Genomic DNA, 20740 nt, shown 5'->3' with positions numbered 1-20740 from the left:
TTGAAATACGGGCTGAGATCATACCCAGGGAAGCTGCGGTTTCCGAAACCTGATCCGGGTAATGCCGGCGTAGGGAGTAAATATGCTACTGGTAGGGTACTTCATGGGTAACAATTAACAGCATACCATTATTGGTATTATCAACCCATATCAGGCATGAATTGGCATCAGGACATAGAAGTATTTGTAAGGCAATTAAAAGCCACACCCCTGCTGGAATGGCTGGGCGTGGGTTTCGGAGTCGCAGAGGTATTGCTGGCCCGGGCAGGCAAAATCCTGCTTTATCCCGCCGGCATCCTGTCGGTGCTCATTTCTACCTATATATTTTACCAGGCGGGACTCTATGCGGAAAGTGGCCTGAATGTCTATTATTTAATTATGAGTGTCTATGGCTGGTGGTGGTGGGTCAAAAGGAAGAACCATCCGGCCCCACCCATCAGCCGCGCCACTGTGCAGCAATGGCTGGTAGTAGCCGGCATCGTCATCGGCGCCTTTCTGCTGCTTTACCTGGTGTTGCGCCATTTCACCGACTCTACGGTACCCGTAGCAGATGCATGGGTAAGTGCTACCGCCTGGGCCGGCATGTGGTTGCTTGCCCGAAGAAAAATTGAGAACTGGCTGCTGCTCAACCTGAGCAATGCCTTTGCCATCCCCTTGTTGTTTTATAAGGGACTGCCTTTATATGCCCTGCTTACCGTGTTCCTGTTTCTGGTCGCCGTATCGGGCTATTTTACCTGGAATCGAAAAATTCAAAACCATCAGATATGACCCCCTATTTTGAACCTGCCGCAGTCCAGGAGCTCCGGCAATCCTGCAGTCAATCCGAATCCCGCGGACAACTGATCCCGGAACTGCTGCAAGTTCTCTATGAAAAAAAATGGCTGAAACTTTTCCTGCCGCAGGCCTGGGGTGGTCTGGCCCTGGGCCTGCCCGAAGCACTTCGACTGGAAGAAGCGCTGGCCATGGTAGACGGTAGTCTGGGCTGGACGGTAACCCTTTGTGGGGGTGCCAATTTTTTTGCCGGCTATATCGAACCCAACCTGGCGAAACCCATCTTCACTGCGACAAAGGTCTGCTGGGGTGGCAGCGGCGCTGCTACGGGCATCGCCCGGCGCACGAGTGGCGGCTACCGGATCAGTGGCCATTGGAAATACGCTACCGGGGCGCCCCACCTGACCCATTTTACAATTAATTGTCAGTTGGAGGAAAATGGAAACCTCCTGCTGGACGACCGGGGTCGACCCAGGATCCGGTCATTTTATATCGATCAAGATCTGGTGGAAATTCATCCCGACTGGTCGGCGATGGGACTGGTGGCTACGGCCGGTCATAGTTTCAGTATCCGGGACCTGGAACTCAGCGCCGACCATAGTTTTCAAATAGATCCTGCACAGGCCCGACTGGCAGATCCGGTCTACCACTATCCTTTCCTGCCGCTGGCGGAGACCACACTGGCCGTCAATACACTCGGAATGACCCGCCATTTTTTTGAGCAGCTGCAGGACTACCTGACGCACCAACCGACAGAAGCGACTGATCGGCGCAGCCGCCGATTGGAAAACCGGCTGGAACAGGCAAGGCAGAAAACGGAAACCCATCGCAGCCAGTTTTATGAAGCCGCCGAAAAATCATGGGATTTTGTGGCAAAGGGAAGACCCATACCCGATTCGCTGTTGCGGGACATCAGTCTGATCAGCAGGAACCTGGTGCGGATTTGCCGCCGGCAGGTGACGACGCTTTACCCCTTCGTAGGTGTGGCGGCCAGCCGTACCGATACCCTGATGAACCGGATATTCCGGGACCTGTTTACCGCCAGCCAGCACCGCCTGCTCCAGGAACCCCAGCGCCAGGAACCTTAAAGGCTGCCGGCCAGTTTTTTGATATCGCCGGCTATTCGGCTGATGAACAGGAACTGGTCCACAACAGGCTTGAAATCAGCAATCACTTTTCGGGTTTCCGTATCAGTCAGCCCCTGCTGTAATTCCCGGCGACGGGTAGCTACCAGTCCGTCGAGTTCTTCCTTCAATTCGGCCGGCGCTTCATGGGAGCTGTCTGCTATTTGCTGGCGTTCCAACAACAGCCGGGCTTCTTCCAGTACATCGAGAATGTCCTGCCTGATGTCTTTAAAATCCTCATCACGGTAAGTGTGTTTATAATCCCGGAGCAGGCCGCCCAGCGATACAATCAGGGAATTCAGGGTATAGAGCAGCACGACGACCTGATGGATTTTTTTGATATCTCCCTGTTTGTTTTTGGGTTCATTCAACATACGGGTAAATCCGCCCGAAAGGTTGGCCTGCTCGATAAAAGCATCCTTGCGGTTCAGCTTGTAATCCAATACTGCCATATTACCCGTAGCAAAAGCCGCTGAAACGGTTGAAAAATAATTGCGGGATTTTTCCAGCGCATTGATGATATAGGTTTTGATCTGCGTCTTCTCCCAGGAAGGCACCAGCACATAGGCAGTAATAAAGGCAATGACGGATCCGATCGTGGTATCTATGAGCCGGCTTTTGAATAATTCATAAAAGGTAGAACTATTGAGCAGATAAAAATAAATCATAATATAAGCCGTCATGAAGCTTACACTTACAAGGTATTTGGTGCGCATAAAACTATAGGTAAAAATCATCAACAGAACCATGGCGGCAAACTTGCCGTTCAGACTGGGTAACAGGAAGAGCAGACCGAGGCCGCCCAATGCGCCGATAAAAGTCCCCAGGAGTCGCTGATAATTACGTTGCCGGGTCACACTGTAGGTGGGTTTCAAAATGACGATAATGGTCAACAGCACCCAGTAACTATAATGCAGCTGTAGTGCCTGTGCCAGGATATAACCCAGAATCGAAGCAATCGTAAGGCGCAGTGAATGACGGAAATTATTTGACTTTAAGGAAAGGTTTTCCCTGAGAATCTGAATGTCCAGATTCGTGGGACTCACGAAATGACTGTAATTACCGGATAGTTTGTATTCATTTACACGTTTGCTGTCATAACGGGTATAATGGTGCAGGGTATAAATCCGCAGCGTGATTTCTTCAACAGAATGCAGGAGCTTACGCATATTGGATACGGCATCAAAGGTTTCAGGTTTGCGGTAGTTATTGGCAAAATCCTCGAAGCGTTCTTTGAGTTGTTGCAGTCGGTTGTTCAGTTTTTTGGATACAGGCGAAGGCCGGCCGCTCTGTACGGCCAACCCGATATTATGCAGTTCATCCACAATGAGATAAATGGTCTTTTGAAATTCTTCCAGGATGCCGCTGTTATCAAAACGACGGTGCATACTTTCGTAATTGTAGAAAGTGGCAGAAGCGTTTTCAAAAAGGTCAATGGATTCCACAAAAACGATGATCAGGGCGCGTCCGGTAACAGTGGATTCCTTGACGATATTCCGGCTTTTAAAGAGCATTTCCCGCAGCAGGGTTTGTTTATCCTGGATTTGCTGTTGCTGCTCCAGCAGGGCTTTGTAGACGGAATCATAGTCTACCCGGGTATTGTAAAACAGGGCCCGGGTTTTAAAATAGTCTCCGATAGAAACCAGGCTCTCACCCAGCGCCTGTTGGATAATCCGGTAGGGGCGCACCCCGAATAAAGCCAGGCTGAGCACCATATACCAGAGGCCTCCGGCCACCAGCAGGAGGCTGTAAATAACCGTCGTGCGCGCATCCAGATACTGGTCGAGGTGCAGGACCATGATCAGTATGCCGGCGAATCCGATCGCATTTACGCGGGCTCCGTAGGTACCTATAAAGCTCAGCAGGAAGGTTAGCACTACAATCCCCAGCCCCATCAGCAGCGGGGAATGATTGATAAATCCGGTAATCAGGGAAACCAGAAAGACCAGCAACAGGGTAGCAAACATCCCATTGCGTCGCTGATGGATGGGACCCGGAATATCTGAAATGCTGGCCGCCAGGGCGCCCAGCGAAAGTACCAGACCGGCTTCAAGCTGCCCGAAATAGTTGGCCAGCAGGGCCGGAACAGTTATACCAAAAGTAATACGCAGCGCTTCATTAAAGTAGTAGCTGTTAATAAAATGGCGGTATTCCTTGATATAATCCACCTGATAAAATTAGTCCATATATTCCTGACTATAAAATGCGATAGCTGCTTAGCCGGATGGCGGACAAGGCGGCAGCCGGTTGGCTTAGTCTTCTTTGATCGTCGCGCCGATACCCGCAGCCGAAGGTAATTCCACCAGCCCCTGGTCTTTGTACAGAACGCCACCAGAAACAGGATCTTCGCTGAACATCAGCGCCGTGTCGAAATCAAAATACTTTACGGCAGTGCTGCAATGGGCCAGGTGGGTAAAAGCCGTCATTCCCAAACGGGATTCCAGAAAGGCGCCCAGCTGCACCGGAAGCTGATGCGCTTCTGCCAGCCGCAGCATCTTCAGGGCTTTGTGGAGGCCTCCGCATTTACCCAGTTTAATATTGATTTTATCACAGGCCTTCAGCAGGATCAGCCGTTCGAGATCATGCAGATCACAACAGCTTTCGTCCGACATAATGGGTATCGGCGAGGCGGCCCTAATGGCGGGCAGGTTCATAAAATCCCAGCGGGCAATCGGCTCTTCGGCATGTTCTATATGAAAGGGCGCCAGCGCCTGTAGGGTATCAATCGCCTCCTGGGGCTGCCAACCCTGATTGGCGTCGATACGCAGGGGAAGGGCACTACCGATCGCCTCCCGGATGGCCCGAATTCTTTCCACATCGGCAGGGCCATGCTTACCCAGTTTCACCTTGATTACCGTAAAACCCGCTGCCTTAATTTCTGCTGCCTGTATAGCCATGGCTTCCGGCGTAGAAAGACTTACGGTATAATCGGTGTAAACAGGTTTTTCGATCCGGCCACCCAAAAACTGATACAATGGTTGTTCCCGGTATTGCGCCGCCAGATCATGGAGTGCCATATCAAAAGCACTTTTTATGCTGTTGTTACCATAGATAACCGCGTCCATCAATTCAATCAGTGTTTCAATTTCCAGCGCGTTTTTTCCGGTTAATATGCCGGCGAAAACTTTGCCCACGGCGAGACCGGTTTCCGTACTTTCTCCGTTGATTGTCATAAAAGGACTGCATTCACCCCAACCGGTGAGTCCTTCATGGGTGTGGATTCTGACAATGACCGACTGCGCTTCGTGCAGCGCGCCCAATGAAATAACAAAGGGATGCCGGAGCGGAATTTGCAGCTTGAATAAATCCACCGAACGAATAATGGCTTTCATATTTCTTACTTTTATTGCTGAAAAAAATCGGGCCGCCCTGATGCAGCATCCAGGTAGGCCGTTGCCGATTCAACCGTCAAAATAACGAAGAAAAAGAGTATAACCGCATAAGATCCGTAACGATCACATGTAAACAGTGGCCCGCCCCCGGACAAGAACAAATCAAATTTGAAAATCTCTCAACATCGGTTCGTACAATCCTTAATTGCAATATCTTCGCAGCGCAAAAAACCGAAGATGATTTTACCCGATAGTTTTTTAAAAGTAAAAACCTCCACCCTGCCCAAGGCCGGTAAGGGATTGTTTGTCACGAAAGATGTCCCCAAAGGCAGCCTGATTACCGAATACCTGGGACATCGAACCAACTGGGCGGCAGTGGAAGACGATGTGGACAACGGGTATATATATCATATTGACGATGATCATGTGATCGACGCCTCCGAAGATTTGAACAGTTTCGGCCGGTATGCCAATGACGCTGCGGGCTTCAGCCGGGTACCCGGACTGCGTAATAATGCTATATATGAAGAACAGGGAACCCGCGTTTTTATCAAAGCAACCCGACGCATTGCTGCGGGCAGTGAAGTCTTCGTGGCCTACGGGCGAGGCTATTGGAAACAGGCCCGTCAGAACTATAAAATAGACCAGAAAGCCGGGAAGCATCTGAGCCGCTAAGCAGCCCTGCCTGCGTCAGTTCTTCCACTTCAACCTGTAGGAGCTGCATCCGTTTTGCAACACGTATCTTTGCGGCGGAACAATTTTATTATTTTGGAGAAGAGCAATTTTGTCGATCAGATCCGTATTTTCTGCCGCAGCGGTCATGGGGGCGCTGGTATCAAGCATTTTTTAAGGGATAAGTTTACCGCCAAGGGCGGACCAGATGGCGGCGATGGTGGCCGGGGCGGTCATATTATTCTGAAAGGTAATCGGAACGTCTGGACATTACTGCATTTACGCTACCACAAGAATGTACTCGCCGAGAACGGCGAGAATGGCGGCCATAATAATTGTACGGGCCGGAGCGGCAAAGATATCATACTGGATGTACCCCTGGGTACGATTGCGCTGGACGAGGCTACCGGGGCCAAGGAAGCCGAAATTCTGGAAGATGGCCAGGAAGTTGTCTGGATGCCCGGTGGCCGGGGCGGACTGGGCAATGCCAATTTTGCCACGGCAACCAATCAGGCTCCTGAATATGCCCAACCCGGAATACCCGGCCTTGAAGGCCTTAAAATACTTGAACTGAAGGTTCTGGCTGATGTAGGGCTGGTCGGTTTTCCCAATGCCGGCAAGTCCACCCTGCTTTCCGTCATCACCGCAGCCAAGCCCAAAATTGCCTCCTATGCTTTTACAACGATTACACCCAATCTGGGTATCGTAGCCTACAGGGATGGCCGAAGCTTTTGTATGGCGGATCTGCCGGGCATTATCGAAGGTGCCGCAGAAGGCCGGGGCCTGGGTCATCGCTTTCTCCGCCATATCGAAAGAAATCCCGTATTGCTGTTTTTAATTCCCGCCGACAGTGCGGATCATAAAAAGGAATTTGAAATCCTGCGCCATGAACTGGAGCAATACAATCCGGAGTTGATGCATAAGCAAATGCTGATTGCCGTCAGTAAATCCGATATGCTGGACGCTGAGCTGAAGGCCGCCATCAGTCAGGAATTACCCGATGACCTGCCGCATCTTTTTATCTCCTCGGTCGCCCAGCAGGGCCTGACCGAGCTCAAGGACCGTCTCTGGCAGGCCCTTCAGGAACAACCGGAAAAAAAGGAAGGCGCTTAGCGGCCCACCGGCGAAATCTGCGGATCCTCCCCGGAGGAGTCCGCTGTACCATAGCATGCTTTCCTGATTGCGGGACAGTGCAGGATAGTTAAATAACTGATCCGCTTATCTTTAAATCGAAATTTGCCAGCTTGATTGCCTTGCCGCCCCCTGGTTGTTGCGAAATTCATTCACCTATTAACTCTAATTCTAATGAAAGGAAAGATCGGCCTTTTCTCATTGTTGCTATTAAGTGCGGGCCTTAACGCCCAGGTACGTGTACATCATCTGTTGACCGAACAAAAACAGGAGCCGCTGGGCCTCGAAACGCCGCAGCCCAGATTCAGCTGGCAGCTGGAGGGTAAAGGACGGGGCATTCGCCAGACGGCTTATGAAATAAAACTAAGCGAAGACGGAAAAGCGCATTGGACTTCGGGAAAAACCGCTTCAGATGCATCGGTACATGTCCGTTATCAGGGGACACCGCTGGAGGCGAATCATAAGTACCGTTGGAAAGTCCGGGTATGGGATCAGAACGGTAAAGCTTCAGCCTGGAGCGCGGATGCGACTTTCCAGATGGGATTGCTCAACATTGCTGACTGGCAGGCCCGGTGGATCGTCTCCGATATTCAGGAAGACAGCGCCCACCGCCCGGCACCCCTGTTCCGGAAAACATTTCAGGTCTCAAAAAAAATTGTTTCTGCGACAGCCTATATTACTGCCCATGGTTTATATGAAGCCTATCTGAACGGACAACGGATCGGCGACAGCTGGTTAACCCCCGGCTGGACTTCTTATAATAAAAGACTTCAGTATCAGGCCTATGATGTTACCAGCCTGCTCAATTCGGGCGATAATGTAGTGGGTGCGATGGTTGGCAATGGCTGGTACCGGAGTGTGCTCGGCTGGAAAAATAATCGGGATATTTACGGAAAGAAACTGGGGCTGCTGCTGCAGATCAATATCCGTTACAGCGATGGCTCTTCGGCCGTTGTCGCCACTGACGAAAGTTGGAAATCGACTGAAAGTGAAGTGGTCTATTCCGAGATATACAATGGTGAAACTATCGACGCCCGTTTAAGAAAGGAAGGCTGGAAAAAGACCGGCTATTCTGATGCCGGCTGGGCTGGAGTGAAAACCGTGAACGAATCATTGGAGCTGCTGACAGCCACCGTGAACGAACCGGTAAAAAAACATGAAACTTTTAAACCGGTCAAATTGATTACCACACCCCTGGGAGAACAGGTCCTGGATTTTGGACAGAACCTGGTGGGCTGGGTACAGGTAAAAATCAAGGGAAAAGCCGGCGACCAGATCCGGATTTCACATGCGGAAGTACTCGACAAAAAAGGCAATTTTTATACCGAGAACCTCCGGGCTGCCAAGGCGCAGGCTACGTATATCCTCAAGGGCGGCAGCGAAGAAACTTTTCATCCCTTTTTTACCTGGATGGGGTTCAGGTACATCAAAGTGGAAGGATATCCGGGCAAGCTGGATCCCGATAATTTCGAAGCCGTTGCCATTTATTCTGATATGGAACCTACCGGCAGCTTTACGACTTCCAATGAATTGATTAACCAGCTGCAGCATAATATTGTCTGGGGCCAGAAAGGCAATTTTCTGGATGTGCCCACAGATTGTCCTCAAAGGGACGAGCGTCTGGGCTGGACCGGCGATGCACAGGCTTTTTGCAGAACGGCATCATTCAATATGAATGTGAATAATTTCTTTGCCAAATGGCTGCAGGATCTCGAGGCGGATCAGATCGACGGACTGGTGCCCAGTGTCATTCCCAATGTCCTGGGCAAGAGCGGCAACAGTGCCGGCTGGGCAGATGCCGCCACCATTGTGCCCTGGAATATGTATCTCGCTTATGGAGATAAGCAGATACTGGAAGACCAGTACAACAGCATGAAAGCCTACCTGGAAAGCGTGCGACGCACAACAAGGGATGATTTATGGAATACAACCTGGCATTATGGCGACTGGCTGTTTTACCGTCCGGCAGATGATAATGACGGCAGAAGCGCCGTGACAGATAAACACCTGATCGCCCAGTGTTTTTACGCACATTCCACCGAACTGCTCATCAAGACCGCCCGGTTACTGGGCAAAACGGCCGATGTACAGGAATATACCGCTTTGCTGGAACGGATCAAAGCCGCTTTTAATAAGGAGTATGTTACCGGCAGCGGCCGGCTGGTATCGGGCACCCAGACCGCCTATGTGCTGGCCCTGCATTTTGATATGCTGCCGGAAGCCGCCAGAAAACAGGCGGCAGCAAGGCTGGTGGAAAATATCGAAAGCTACGGCAACCACCTGACCACCGGTTTTCTGGGTACGCCTTATCTCTGTCATGTGTTAACCCGTTTTGGATACACCGATATCGCCTATAAATTATTATTACAGGAAACCTATCCTTCCTGGTTGTATCCGGTCAAAATGGGCGCTACAACGATCTGGGAACGTTGGGATGGTATGAAACCCGACAGTACCTTTCAAAATAAGGGTATGAACTCTTTCAACCATTATGCTTATGGTGCCATCGGAGACTGGATGTACCGCAAGATGGTAGGCATCGACACCTATGAAGACGGGGTTGGCTACAAACATATCCGGATTCAACCTCATATCGGCGGTGGATTTAAAAACGCTTCGGCAGCACTGAAAACCTATTACGGGACCGTCAGCAATAGCTGGTTGATCGATAACAATGTTTTACAGATGGAAGTGGAGATCCCCGCCAATACACGGGCGACAATTTATATTCCCGCTGCTGAAGCCAGCAGGATTAAGGAAAATGGCAAGGCGCTCAAAGACGTAGGCGATCTGAAAGTCCAGGGAACTGAGGGCGGCTATGTTCTGGTGGAGGCCGGTTCCGGCAATTATCGTTTCGAAGTGCAGCAGTAATTTTTTTTCTTTCTTAACAGGTCCGCTGCCGGCTATAAAATACCGGTTGCGGACCTGTTCCTTTCCATAGGTAACGACTTCCCGCCAGGGAATCCTTGCCAGCGCCCTGGGGTCCTTATGCAATTTTCTAATTGCAAGCATCCTGTTGTTATGAGAAAAATCGGACGCTTGCTTTTTTACCTGCTATTGCTGTCAGCTAACCTTACGGAAGGCCTTGGCCAACGGCCTTTATCTGAAAGCCCCGACCGGGAAGGGATGGTTCGGGTCTACCAGCTTACGGATCATCAAACGGAACAGTTCATGAAATATCCGGATCGGATCAAAGATGATTTTTTTCAGCATCTGGTAGCGCAGTACTCCGAAAACAACAGACCCATCCTGCCTTTTGGTAATTATCTGCGGGTATGGGTAGTAAAAAACAAAGTGAATTATATTCTAGAAGCCTGTAATAATGTAAACCTGAACTTTGTCAATAATCAAAGGGATTTTCAGTTTTTAGTGACCGATCTGGAAGGGAAACGACTGCCGAATCTAAGAATCATGAATGCCTCGGGAAAGCGGGTAAGCTTTGATGAATTGGCTCAACTTTACCGGTCCGCTTATCCCCGAAAAGACAGCTATCTTAAAGTCGTTTACCAGGGCGTCAGCAACTACTTTACCTATGAAGTGGAAGACAGGGCGTACCGCCGCCGCGAGAAACGGTATGGACGGAGAAGCTCCGGCGGATTTCCCTTACGTCAAATTCGCTCAGCCTTTCGGCCCCTGATTCCGGGTCCTTCCGATCGTAGTTTTATGGTTTTCAGCAAGCCGCAGTACAAACCGGGTGATACGGTGAAGTTTAAAGCCTGGCTCCTGCATAAGGATGGTCGCAGGATCCGTTCCCGTCGGGCTTCACTGGTGGTCCGGACGGGCAGTGGACATAAAACACTGCGTACACTTACTGCTTACCGGCCCGGTTTTTATGAAGGGCAGTTTGTAATTACCGACAGCCTGGGACTTCGGCTGGATGCTGATTACCATCTGTTACTGGTGGATTCCGGTTACCGGAGGGGTCGTCCGATGGTGTCAGGCCGGTTTCGTTTTGAGGCTTATACCCTGGAGGGGCTCCGGCTTAGTTTGCACACGGATAAGATCCGGCACGGTCCGGGAGATACCGTCAGGGTCTTTATGAAAGCGACAGATGAGAACGACCTGACCCTGACCGATGGCCGCGTAGCGATCCTGATTCGAAGTCTGGGCGTTTCGAAATTTTATGCAGATTCCGTTTTTGTAAAAGACAGTCTCTGGTTCCGGGAGCAACCACTGGATCCGGAAGGTACGACTCAACTGTGCTTACCTGACAGCATTTTCCCGGCAGTCCGGATGGATTACCGACTTCAGGTCCGGCTGCTGAGTTCCAGCAATGAAACCATTAGTGAAGAAAGGACGCTTACTTATGATGCAGCACAAGGGCCGGGTCTGCTGGAGGCCCGGTTTATTAAAGACAGTCTGTTATTGCACTACCGGCAGGGAGATCGTGAAAGGCGGATGAATGTACAGGTCGTTCGCGAATTTGGAGAAACCGATCGATCAGACACGGTAACGGTGCAATTACCCGCCCGTCTGGTTGCAGACTATAGCACGCCCTATTATAAAGTTTTGTTTGAGGACGGTTCCGACACAACGGTCTGTCTCTATGATTTTGAACCCGAATTACGTCAGGCGGCCCGGCAGGAAGCCGCGCAATTACATTTGATGGTGCAGAATACGCATAAAATACCGTTCTGGTATACGATATTCTCTGCTAATAAAGTGCTTGCCCGGGGTTACACAACCACGCTGGACACTTTAATACGCCATCGGGAAGGCCGCGTGGCTTATTTCAGGATCAATTATTTCTGGGATGAAGAAGAGCGGACCGCAGAAATCACCAGTTCTTATAGTGACAGAAGACTGGAATTGCAGCTGTTGGCCCCCGACCAGATTTACCCGGGCCAGGCCTTAAAGATGAAACTGCGGGTAAAGGACAGCAGGGGGCGACCGGTTCCGGGTGTTGATATTACTGCCTATGCCCAGACGGATAAACTGAAGGCTTCGCCCGTTCCCGTACCCTTGTTTGGCAGGATGGTCCATCGTACCAAATCCCGGCCTTTTCATTTCGAATCCGAAACCCTTTACGAAAACAGTCAGCAACGCCTCGACTGGCAACGATGGGGTCGGCAGCTGGGCCTGGATACCATCGAATATTATAGGTTCACGCATCCCGAGTCATTGTATACAATTACTGAAACTGCTACAGACAGCCTCACCCAATTCGCGGTTTTTGTGATGAAAGAAGGAGATTTTGAACCCGTGAACCTGCTTTACCTGGACGAATTGCCAGTGTTTTATTATGCGGCCAGTCAGTTACAGCGCTATGTATTTCCGGTAACCCCCGGCAAACACAGCCTGCGCATCAGAACCCCGGACCATGAAATCACCCTTTCGGACCTGGAATTCCGACCGCATGTAAAAACCATCCTCAGTATTGCAGCGGATACCAGCAACCGGCGGGCCAAAGTGGTCCGCCAAAAGGCCGTCCTGCGCCCGGAAGAATCGCAGAGACTGGCCAGGTATATGATTCAAATCAGGGATAATTTCGGACAGCGTCCGGCATTTATAAAAGATGATACTACACGCCTATGGCTCAATCCGTCTGTTGTAAGTTTGCGACAGGGCCGTGATTTACTGATCGGACCCCTGCGATCAACGGGACTTCAGTTTCGAACTGTGGGGATACAGACAAATTTTGTCAAAGAGCCGGGTTATCGTTACCTTTTTACACCCGGTCTTCTGAAACAACAATCAGTGCGCCGCAATTATGTTTTTGATACAGTATTGAGTCGCTCTTCACCTTATGCAGAAAGGTATAAAGACCAGCTATTGAAAGACTTCGACTATGACAGTATCTTTAATGAATTTTTAAATATCAGGAGCAGGACCACAAATTTATTTTGGCCCTATACTGTCTCGAAACAGTCATTCGGCCAGCTTCGGTTTGCAATTGATACCGCTTTTACCCGCCGGTTGCCTTATATAAAGAATATTATCATCAGTGACCAGGACGCGCCCCATCGACTGCTGATATTAAAAGGCAATGAAACAGCGCCGCAGTCGCTTCCGGCAGGTCGGTACACCCTGCTTTTTTTGTTAAGGGATAACCGTTATTTCCGGGCTAGAAATATTGAGGTATTCAATCATGGGCTCAACTATTACCATTGGCGGGATTTTGAAATTTATCCGCCGGATAGCTTTAGCCGGCAGTTGGATGCAGGCATCAAGACAGGCAGGATTTCGGAAAACAATCAGCCACCGCCACCCCGGGAACTCGTCCGCCAGTTTAACCAGGCAAATCTGGATACAACGGCTTTCCATACTGAGCTTCGGGGTCGGCTTATCGATGCTGAAAATGGAGCGCCTGTAGCCGGCGGCACGGTCAGTATCGAGGGCACAAACGGAGCTGCTGTAACGGATTCATCTGGCTATTTCCGTTTACGGGCCCCGGCAAGAGGACGTCTGGTTTTTTCAGCCATAGGTTATCAGGGAAAAATCGTTCCGGTTGAAGGCTTTTCTGAGATTATTGAACTAGACAGGCTTACAAACGGATTGCTGGAAGAGGTAGTGGTTACGGGCCTGGGTATAAGTCGCAGGGCCAGTTTAACCGCTGCTTCCGTCCAGATATCTGATCAAAACTTTGCGGGGATGTTGCAGGGAAAAGTAGCGGGTCTGATCATTCGGGGCGCCTCGGTTCGGCAGGCTCCTGAAAAGCCGCTGATTATGGTAGACGGCATTCCCTTTGACGGAGATGTAGACCAACTGGATATGGATGCGATAACAGAGACAAGGATATTCGGAGCAGCGGATGCCACCGCTATTTATGGCGCTGCTGGTGCCAACGGTGTGATTATTATCAAAACCAAAAATGGCAACTCGAAACGCGGCGAAAGCGGCGCTTTGGAAGCCGGCGCAGCTACACTGCGTTCCCGGTTTTCAGATGAAGGCTTCTGGATGCCGGCCCTGACCACCGATGAAAACGGCGAGGTTTCCTTTACGGCAAGATTTCCGGACGATATTACCAGCTGGCGCACCCGTGTCATTGCCGTCAGCAACCGTAAAAAGACGGGCATGCTGCAAACCCATATCCGGTCATTCAGGACACTGAGTGCACAACTGGCCACACCGCAATTTGCGATCGAAGGTGATCGGATTTCGGTCATCGGAAAGCTGATGAATTATACACCCTTCCCGGAAATGCTTCGCCGGCGCCTCAGTTGCAACCAGGAACTGCTTCTTCTGGACAGTTTACCAATCAGCCACAGTCATATTGATACCAGCTTTATACAGGTAAAGGGTACGGACAGTTTGCAGCTGGAATACAGCCTGGAGCAGGACAATGGCTATTTTGATGGGGAACGCAGACAGGTGCCGGTCTATGCGGCCGGTGTGCAGGAGACCCGGGGAAGGTTTATGTATATGGGCGCAGACACTGATTCCGTATTCAGCTATCGGTTTGATTCCAGCCTGGGTCCGGGTACCCTTCGGGCAGCGGCCTCGGTCTTTCCGGTCTTGTTGGACGAAATCCTGCGGCTGCGGGACTATGCGTATGACTGTAACGAACAACTGGCCTCAAAACTAAAAGCCCTGTTACTGGAAGAAAAGTTGCGGGCTTTCTTAAAAGAACCCTTTCACGAACGTCGGCGGATTCCGGCATTGATCAAAAAACTGGAAACCCGTAAGTCGATCAACGGACTCTGGGGCTGGTGGCAGGGGGCGTCTTCGGATCCCTGGATCAGTCTGCACGTGATAGAAGCGCTGTTAAAGGCGGAAGCTGCCGGATACCCTGGTTTTCTGGACCGCCGGATATTGGAAGTTTATCTGCGGGAACAAACGATAGAAAAAGGGGTTGACGCGGACGAGCGAATGATCCGGTTGCGTGCACTACTGGAAGGTCCGGGTTTCTTAAAGGACTGGGTCCGGATGAAAGAAGCCTCCCTGCCGGACCAACCGGAACCTGCTACACTATTTCAATGGCTGCAGTTGCAGGAGCTCCGTCAGTTGGCAGGCTTGCCGGTGAACACAGACACGATCCTTACATTAAAAAAGCAGACGGCTTTTGGTGCAAATTACTGGGGACAGGAAAGTTATCGGTTTTGGGATAACAGTATACAAAACACATTGCTGGTGTATCGGATTTTACAAAAAGCCGGGGGCCAGGAGCGTGTTTTGTCCGGGATCCGTCGCTATTTTCTGGAACAACGCCGGGAGGGACAATGGCGCAATACCTATGAATCATCGTTGATACTGGAAACCATTTTACCGGATATGATACGAAATGGCAACAAACCCCGGCCGGCTGAATTACTGGTCAATGGTACCCCTGTTACGCAGTTCCCGCTTGTACAAACCTGGCCGGCCGGAGACACCATTACCATAACGCGAAGCGGAGATATGCCTGTCTATCTTACAGCCTATCAGCAGTTCCATAATCCCGCACCACAGGAAAGCAGCAAAAGTTTTGCCCTGAAAACTAATTTTGTGCGGAACGGCGGCATTGTCCGGGAATTAGCGGTCGGAAAACCTGTTACGCTTCAGGTAACGCTGGAAGTGAAAGCAGATGCCGACTATGTAATGATAGAAGTGCCGATTCCGGCAGGTTGCACTTATGCCAATAAATCGCAGACCGTTGCATCCGTAGAAACGCATCGGGAATACTTTTATCATAAAACTGCTATTTTCTGCCGATCGCTCCGTCAGGGCAGTTACAAATTCGATATACAGCTGTTTACGCGGTATCAGGGCGATTATCAGCTCAATCCAGCCAAAGCGGAGCTGATGTATTTTCCTGTGTTTTCCGGTCGTACGGGCCTTCGCCGGATTAGTATAGGTGCAGAATAACTGTCAACGCCTTCTTGTGAAGCGGAAGACGTATCTTACGGCAATGAGTACAGCTAATTTCATACGCCACTACAGGCATTGTCATCCCCGTTCCTGGTGGATCCTGTTGTTTTGTCTTATCGGCGGGCAGGCTGTCCGGGCCCAGCCAAAAACGGTGACTGCCAGCGAATTTGAGAAAAACTGGCAGGGAAAACAGATTAGCCTGAAAACGCTCAGGAACCGTCAGGGGATGTCCGTTGCCGTCACCAATTACGGCGCCCGGCTGGTGCAGGTCCTGGTGGCCGATAAGCAGGGTCGGCCGGTAGACATCGTCATTGGTTTCCCAACCATTGATGATTATATCCGGGCCAACGGCCGCAATTACGGAGCGATTGTTGGCCGTTACGCCAACCGGATGGCGGGGGCCAGTTTTAGATTAAATGGCCGGCGCTATCAGTTACCTAAAAATAATAATGGCAACAATATACACGGGGGTCCGGATGGATTTAATGACCGGGTCTGGGACTGGGGTATTCAGACCGACACGAGCCTGCAGCTCAGCTATCTTTCCCGGGACGGAGAAAATGGATTTCCGGGCAATCTTAAAGTAGTATTGACCTACTGTCTAAACGAAGCCAATGAGTTGCGGCTGGATTTTCAGGCAACTACGGATCGTCCAACGGTACTCAACCTGACCAATCACAGTTATTTCAATCTGGAAGGTGGCGGATCGATACAGGACTATTGGTTCTCAGTAAATGCAGATGCCTTTACGCCGGTAGATCAATGGATGATCCCTACCGGGAAAATTCAACCGGTGGCGAATCGTCCCTTTGACCTGAGAAGACCGGTGCGGATCGCTTCGGTCTGGGACCAGCCAGATCCGCAGCTCAAGTTGGCCCAGGGCTTCGATCATAATTTTGTATTGAAGAAGCGAAAGGGCGTAAAAGGGCCACAACCAGCAGCCACTGCCTATAGCCCGGCTTCAGGTATTCTGATGGAAGTGGCCACTACAGAGCCGGGATTGCAGTTTTTTACCGCCAATACGCTAAAAGGCAACGACACTGCCCGAAACGGCCATGCGATCGGCGCCAGAGAAGCCTTTTGTCTGGAGACCCAGCATTTTCCGGACAGCCCGAACCAGCCAGGTTTCCCTTCAACAGAACTGAAACCCGGGGAAAAATATCATTCAGTCACGATTTACCGCATCCGTGCCGCAGAACTATCCGATGCCCATTAAACAGGTCAATCTACTATAGGACAGACGGGCGATAACCATTGGCGGAAGTCGCCATCAGGTACCCGCGGGTCATAGGCTTCTATGTAAACGCTACGGAATCGGGCTCCCGCTTGATTTCTTCACTGCGAAAATCAGTTGGACCATTCGGAAATCCAGCCTGATAAGGCCCGCTGTCTGAATCGGTCAGTTCAGCCCACTGTTCGCGCAAATGCTCCGCGGGAAGTTCCTGGCGGCCTTGCCCGTAATCGAATATTTTTAGACGAAGTATTGTACAGGTGGACAGTAATTGTGCACCTCTGCCATCATTTATAAACATATTGTATACCGAAAGCAGCTTTATTTTCATTTTTTAAATATTTTAAGCTCAATAATAAATGATAAGCAAGAAAATAACAGAATTAATGTATAATAAATGATGATTTAAGTTGTTAATAGAAATAATATTTGATTATTAGATACTATTAATAAAATATTTACTTAAATAAATCTATTTTTGTATAGAATATAATAATAAATCATAAGATAATTGAAGTGAGTTAAAAATATATTTAGGTATATTGTTTTGCTTTAATGAAAAGATTTCAAGATAACGGGTATTCGGATGATTTTACGACAGCATCAGCTTGAACCGCATTGAATTGGGATACTCCCGACGCTTGTCGTAACAGGATGTTTTATTTCTTTTCAACCATGCTTGAAAATAAGAACCAGCTCAGGTCTTGACTTCTAACCTTCTGGATCATAACGATTTAAAACGCTTCTTTTTTCCAGAAGGTTAAGACCTGGAAGCAAGAAATTGAATTAATAAAATAGCTGATCAAATTTGGATAGCGCCAGGACTTTAAAACATAATTATTTACTCAAATATTTTAAATTCAACTATGAAAACAGGAGAAATAGTCATTTATCAGGCCCGGGATGGACAAACAGCTATTGATGTTAAGTTTGAAAATCAAACATTGTGGCTTTCTCAGCGCATGATGTCGGATTTGTTTGAAAAAGACTCTGACACAATTGGATTACATATTAAAAATATTTTTATCGACGGTGAACTTCTTGAAGAAGGAACTACCGAGTTTTTCTCGGTAGTTCAAAAAGAAGGGAAACGTAACGTTACAAGAAAGGTTAAATTCTATAATCTTGATGTAATTCTATCCGTTGGTTATCGCGTCAATTCAAAAAAAGGTACCCAATTCCGTATCTGGGCCAGTACCGTGCTAAAAGACTATATGGTCAAAGGCTATGCGGTTAACGAAAAGCGACTGAAAGAACAAAGCCAGCAGTTGGAGCAATTAAAACAAACGGTTAAACTCTTGGGCAATGTGCTCGAAAATCAACCGCTGAGTTCAGATCAGGCGAGTGGTTTACTTAAGGTAATTACTGATTATACTTATGCGCTGGATGTGTTGGATCAGTACGATCACCAGGTTTTGGAAATCAGGGAAACAACCAAAGACGAGTTCTTCCGGATTAGTTATAAAGAAGCTATGACTGCTATTAATGGTCTGCGGGATAAATTTGGCGGCAGCTCTTTATTTGGCAACGAAAAGGACGAGTCCTTCCAGGGATCGCTGGCTGCCATATATCAGACATTTGGAGGAGAAGACCTGTACCGGAGTGTGGAGGAAAAGGCCGCTCACTTGTTATACTTTGTTATTAAGAACCATTCTTTTAGCGATGGCAACAAAAGAATAGCCGCGTTTTTGTTTGTTTGGTTCCTGGAAAAAAACAAATTGCTTTATAAGGAAGACGGCTCCCGCCGGATTGCCGACAATGCCTTGGTAGCCCTTACCTTAATGATCGCAGAAAGTAAACCATCAGACATGGAAATGATGGTGAAGGTTGTGGTTAATTTAATTAATCTACGAAACTGAAGCAATTGTCCAACAGGCTGTTGGCGTAATTGGGCAACAGGTTGTTGCCCAATCGGTGACGATCACAAAGCATTTTACAGTCTCTTTTTATAATTTCTGTCAATGTTTCATTCAGCTTTTGATTGTTGATAATTTTAGCATCCGAGCGCTAATTTTTTGCGCAATGTTTCAGTGACAGATCTTAAGTTATTAGACCGCAAATTATTAATGTATGTAGTGTATTATTACAAATATCTGCCTCCATATGCGTTTTTCAAAGGTGAAAAGTCCTATCAAAATCAATAATGTCACAGCTTTTGTAATGATTTTTCGTTCAATTGCTTAATTGCCAATTATTCTGTAGTCTTATTTACCGATAACAAACGTATCGAGTTTAAAGAGTCTTGGAATGATTTGGATATTCTACATACGATCTGTGCTTTTGCAAATGACTTTAGTAACCTTGGGGGCGGTTATGTGATAATTGGAATTGCAGAAAAGGAGGGTAAACCTCTATTGCCGCCAAAAGGATTGCTGCCCGAACAGGCCGATAAGATGCAAAAGGAGTTACTCAACCTTTGTAAACAGAGATTAAAACCTGATTATACCCCAATCGTTGAGCCGGTAACATTTCAGAATAAACTCATATTGATTATCTGGTGTCCTGGTGGACAGGAGCGACCTTATGAAGCACCGGAAAGTTTTAGAAAAGATGTTCCGGTCGCAAAGTACTATTATATCCGGAAGTTCAGTAATACTGTAAAACCTAAGAAAACGGAAAAAGAAGAATTGCTTCGTTTTGCTGCAGTTCCCTACGATGACAGGGTAAATTATAAATACGGCATCAATGATTTATCACAGGGCTTGGTTCGCTCTTTTTTTACAGGAAATAAAAAGCAAGTTGTTTGAGGAATTTGACAAGCTAACATTTGAAGATGTTTGCCGGCAAATGAATTTAGTAGAAGGACCTCTGGAATATATAAAACCCAAGAATTTTGCTTTGATGTTTTTCAATGCAAACCCCGAGCAGATCTTTCCCATGGCGCAGATTGAAATTGTTACGTTTCAAAACGATGAAGCCGATAAAAATTTTACTGAAACAATTTTCGAAGGTCCTATACACCAACAGCTACAGGATGTCCTTCGTTTTATCAAGTCCCAGGTGATAAAAGAAAAAGTTCAAAAGGTAAGCTACCAGGCCGAAGCGATTCGCAATTATAATTTCCCATACGAGGCTTTGGAGGAAGTATTGGCCAATGCCGTTTATCATCGTAATTATGAAATTACTGAACCAATTGAGGTAAGGATTCATCCGAACATTATACAGGTGATAAGTTTTCCCGGGCCGGATAGCTATATCAAAATGCAGGACATGAAAGCCGGAAAGATAGTTGCTCGTCGGTATCGAAACAGACAGATTGGAAATATCCTCAAAGAATTAAAGTTAACAGAGGGAAAATGTACTGGTATTCCTACTATTCTCAAATCCATGAACAAAAACGGTTCACCTGCACCAAACTTTGAAACAGACGATGAACGAAGTTGACTTACAGTTACAATTCCCGTTCATCCTTCATTTAGAAAAATAGACTTTTCATCCCTGAGACTCGCACCAACCGCTAAACAAATCTTGAGAGTATCCAGGAATGCAATTTTATCAACCACCGCCATTGCCAGGGAGATTCAAACAAAAGCTACAAGTGGAGCTTTAAGACGGGCCATCTCATCCCTTTTGCAACTTGGTTTGTTGTCCTATACGATTCCTGAAAAACCAAACAGTCGTATGCAGAAGTATGCGATAACTCCTATGGGCGAAGAATTTCTTGAATTTGAGGAAGAAGCTCCTTTCTAATC

General features: G+C 48.4%; 14 protein-coding genes. 11 read left to right on the top strand and 3 right to left on the bottom strand.

Going from position 1 to position 20740, the window contains the following annotated elements:
* The first annotated feature begins 156 nt into the window (after nucleotides 1-156).
* Both pnuC and ACYVI9_RS08550 read left to right on the top strand, forming a co-directional pair.
* Complete coding sequence (gene pnuC / locus ACYVI9_RS08555; RefSeq protein ID WP_460763346.1) at nucleotides 157-768, top strand: nicotinamide riboside transporter PnuC; 612 nt, start codon at nucleotides 157-159, stop codon at nucleotides 766-768.
* The gene (locus ACYVI9_RS08550) at nucleotides 765-1859 is read left to right on the top strand and encodes an acyl-CoA dehydrogenase family protein (protein WP_460763344.1); all 1095 of its coding nucleotides are present in this window, start codon (nucleotides 765-767) and stop codon (nucleotides 1857-1859) included. Before pnuC ends, ACYVI9_RS08550 begins: the two co-directional genes overlap by 4 nt.
* Here ACYVI9_RS08550 and ACYVI9_RS08545 read toward each other — a convergent pair.
* Both ACYVI9_RS08545 and ACYVI9_RS08540 read right to left on the bottom strand, forming a co-directional pair.
* Nucleotides 1856-4063 carry an FUSC family membrane protein gene (locus tag ACYVI9_RS08545; RefSeq protein WP_460763342.1) on the bottom strand — a complete coding sequence of 736 codons (2208 nt, stop codon included), beginning with the start codon at nucleotides 4061-4063 and terminating at the stop codon, nucleotides 1856-1858. The two genes, ACYVI9_RS08550 and ACYVI9_RS08545, sit on opposite strands and share 4 nt — an antisense overlap.
* 84 nt (nucleotides 4064-4147) lie before the next feature.
* Complete coding sequence (locus tag ACYVI9_RS08540) at nucleotides 4148-5227, bottom strand: mandelate racemase/muconate lactonizing enzyme family protein (protein WP_460763340.1); 1080 nt, start codon at nucleotides 5225-5227, stop codon at nucleotides 4148-4150.
* Nucleotides 5228-5464: 237 nt separating this feature from the next.
* Here ACYVI9_RS08540 and ACYVI9_RS08535 point away from each other — a divergent pair, with 237 nt between their 5' ends.
* From ACYVI9_RS08535 to ACYVI9_RS08515, 5 genes are all read left to right on the top strand, one after another.
* Nucleotides 5465-5902, top strand: coding sequence for an SET domain-containing protein (locus ACYVI9_RS08535; RefSeq protein ID WP_460763337.1), 438 nt, complete (start codon nucleotides 5465-5467; stop codon nucleotides 5900-5902).
* A 93-nt stretch (nucleotides 5903-5995) separates the two neighbouring features.
* A complete protein-coding gene (gene obgE / locus ACYVI9_RS08530) occupies nucleotides 5996-7012 on the top strand; it encodes a GTPase ObgE (protein WP_460763335.1) in 1017 nt (338 codons plus the stop codon).
* A gap of 192 nt (nucleotides 7013-7204) precedes the next feature.
* Nucleotides 7205-9901, top strand: coding sequence for a family 78 glycoside hydrolase catalytic domain (locus ACYVI9_RS08525; protein ID WP_460763332.1), 2697 nt, complete (start codon nucleotides 7205-7207; stop codon nucleotides 9899-9901).
* 150 nt (nucleotides 9902-10051) lie between these two features.
* Entirely contained in the window at nucleotides 10052-15814 is a 5763-nt protein-coding gene (locus ACYVI9_RS08520) for an alpha-2-macroglobulin family protein (protein ID WP_460763329.1), read from the top strand.
* 43 nt (nucleotides 15815-15857) lie between these two features.
* Nucleotides 15858-17033: an aldose epimerase family protein gene (locus tag ACYVI9_RS08515; protein ID WP_460763328.1), complete on the top strand. Its 1176-nt coding sequence runs from the start codon at nucleotides 15858-15860 to the stop codon at nucleotides 17031-17033.
* 79 nt (nucleotides 17034-17112) lie between these two features.
* On the opposite strand, the gene ACYVI9_RS08510 is transcribed toward ACYVI9_RS08515, so the two are convergent.
* Entirely contained in the window at nucleotides 17113-17379 is a 267-nt protein-coding gene (locus ACYVI9_RS08510) for a hypothetical protein (RefSeq protein WP_460763325.1), read from the bottom strand.
* Nucleotides 17380-17914: 535 nt separating this feature from the next.
* On the opposite strand from ACYVI9_RS08510, the gene rhuM reads away from it, so the two are divergent.
* From rhuM to ACYVI9_RS08490, 4 genes are all read left to right on the top strand, one after another.
* Nucleotides 17915-18907 (top strand): RhuM family protein, encoded by a 993-nt coding sequence (gene rhuM / locus ACYVI9_RS08505; protein WP_460763323.1) that lies wholly within the window; start codon nucleotides 17915-17917, stop codon nucleotides 18905-18907.
* A gap of 324 nt (nucleotides 18908-19231) precedes the next feature.
* Nucleotides 19232-19795: an AlbA family DNA-binding domain-containing protein gene (locus tag ACYVI9_RS08500; protein WP_460764920.1), complete on the top strand. Its 564-nt coding sequence runs from the start codon at nucleotides 19232-19234 to the stop codon at nucleotides 19793-19795.
* Nucleotides 19734-20432, top strand: a complete 699-nt coding sequence (locus ACYVI9_RS08495; RefSeq protein WP_460763319.1) for an ATP-binding protein — start codon at nucleotides 19734-19736, stop codon at nucleotides 20430-20432. The genes ACYVI9_RS08500 and ACYVI9_RS08495 overlap by 62 nt, the downstream gene beginning before the upstream one ends.
* An 84-nt stretch (nucleotides 20433-20516) precedes the next feature.
* Complete coding sequence (locus ACYVI9_RS08490; protein ID WP_460763316.1) at nucleotides 20517-20738, top strand: Fic family protein; 222 nt, start codon at nucleotides 20517-20519, stop codon at nucleotides 20736-20738.
* Nucleotides 20739-20740: the final 2 nt, after the last annotated feature.

This window comes from Niabella terrae (assembly GCF_054783135.1).
Note: the sequence above shows the minus strand (reverse complement) of the source record. Positions and strands in the feature narration are given on the sequence as shown.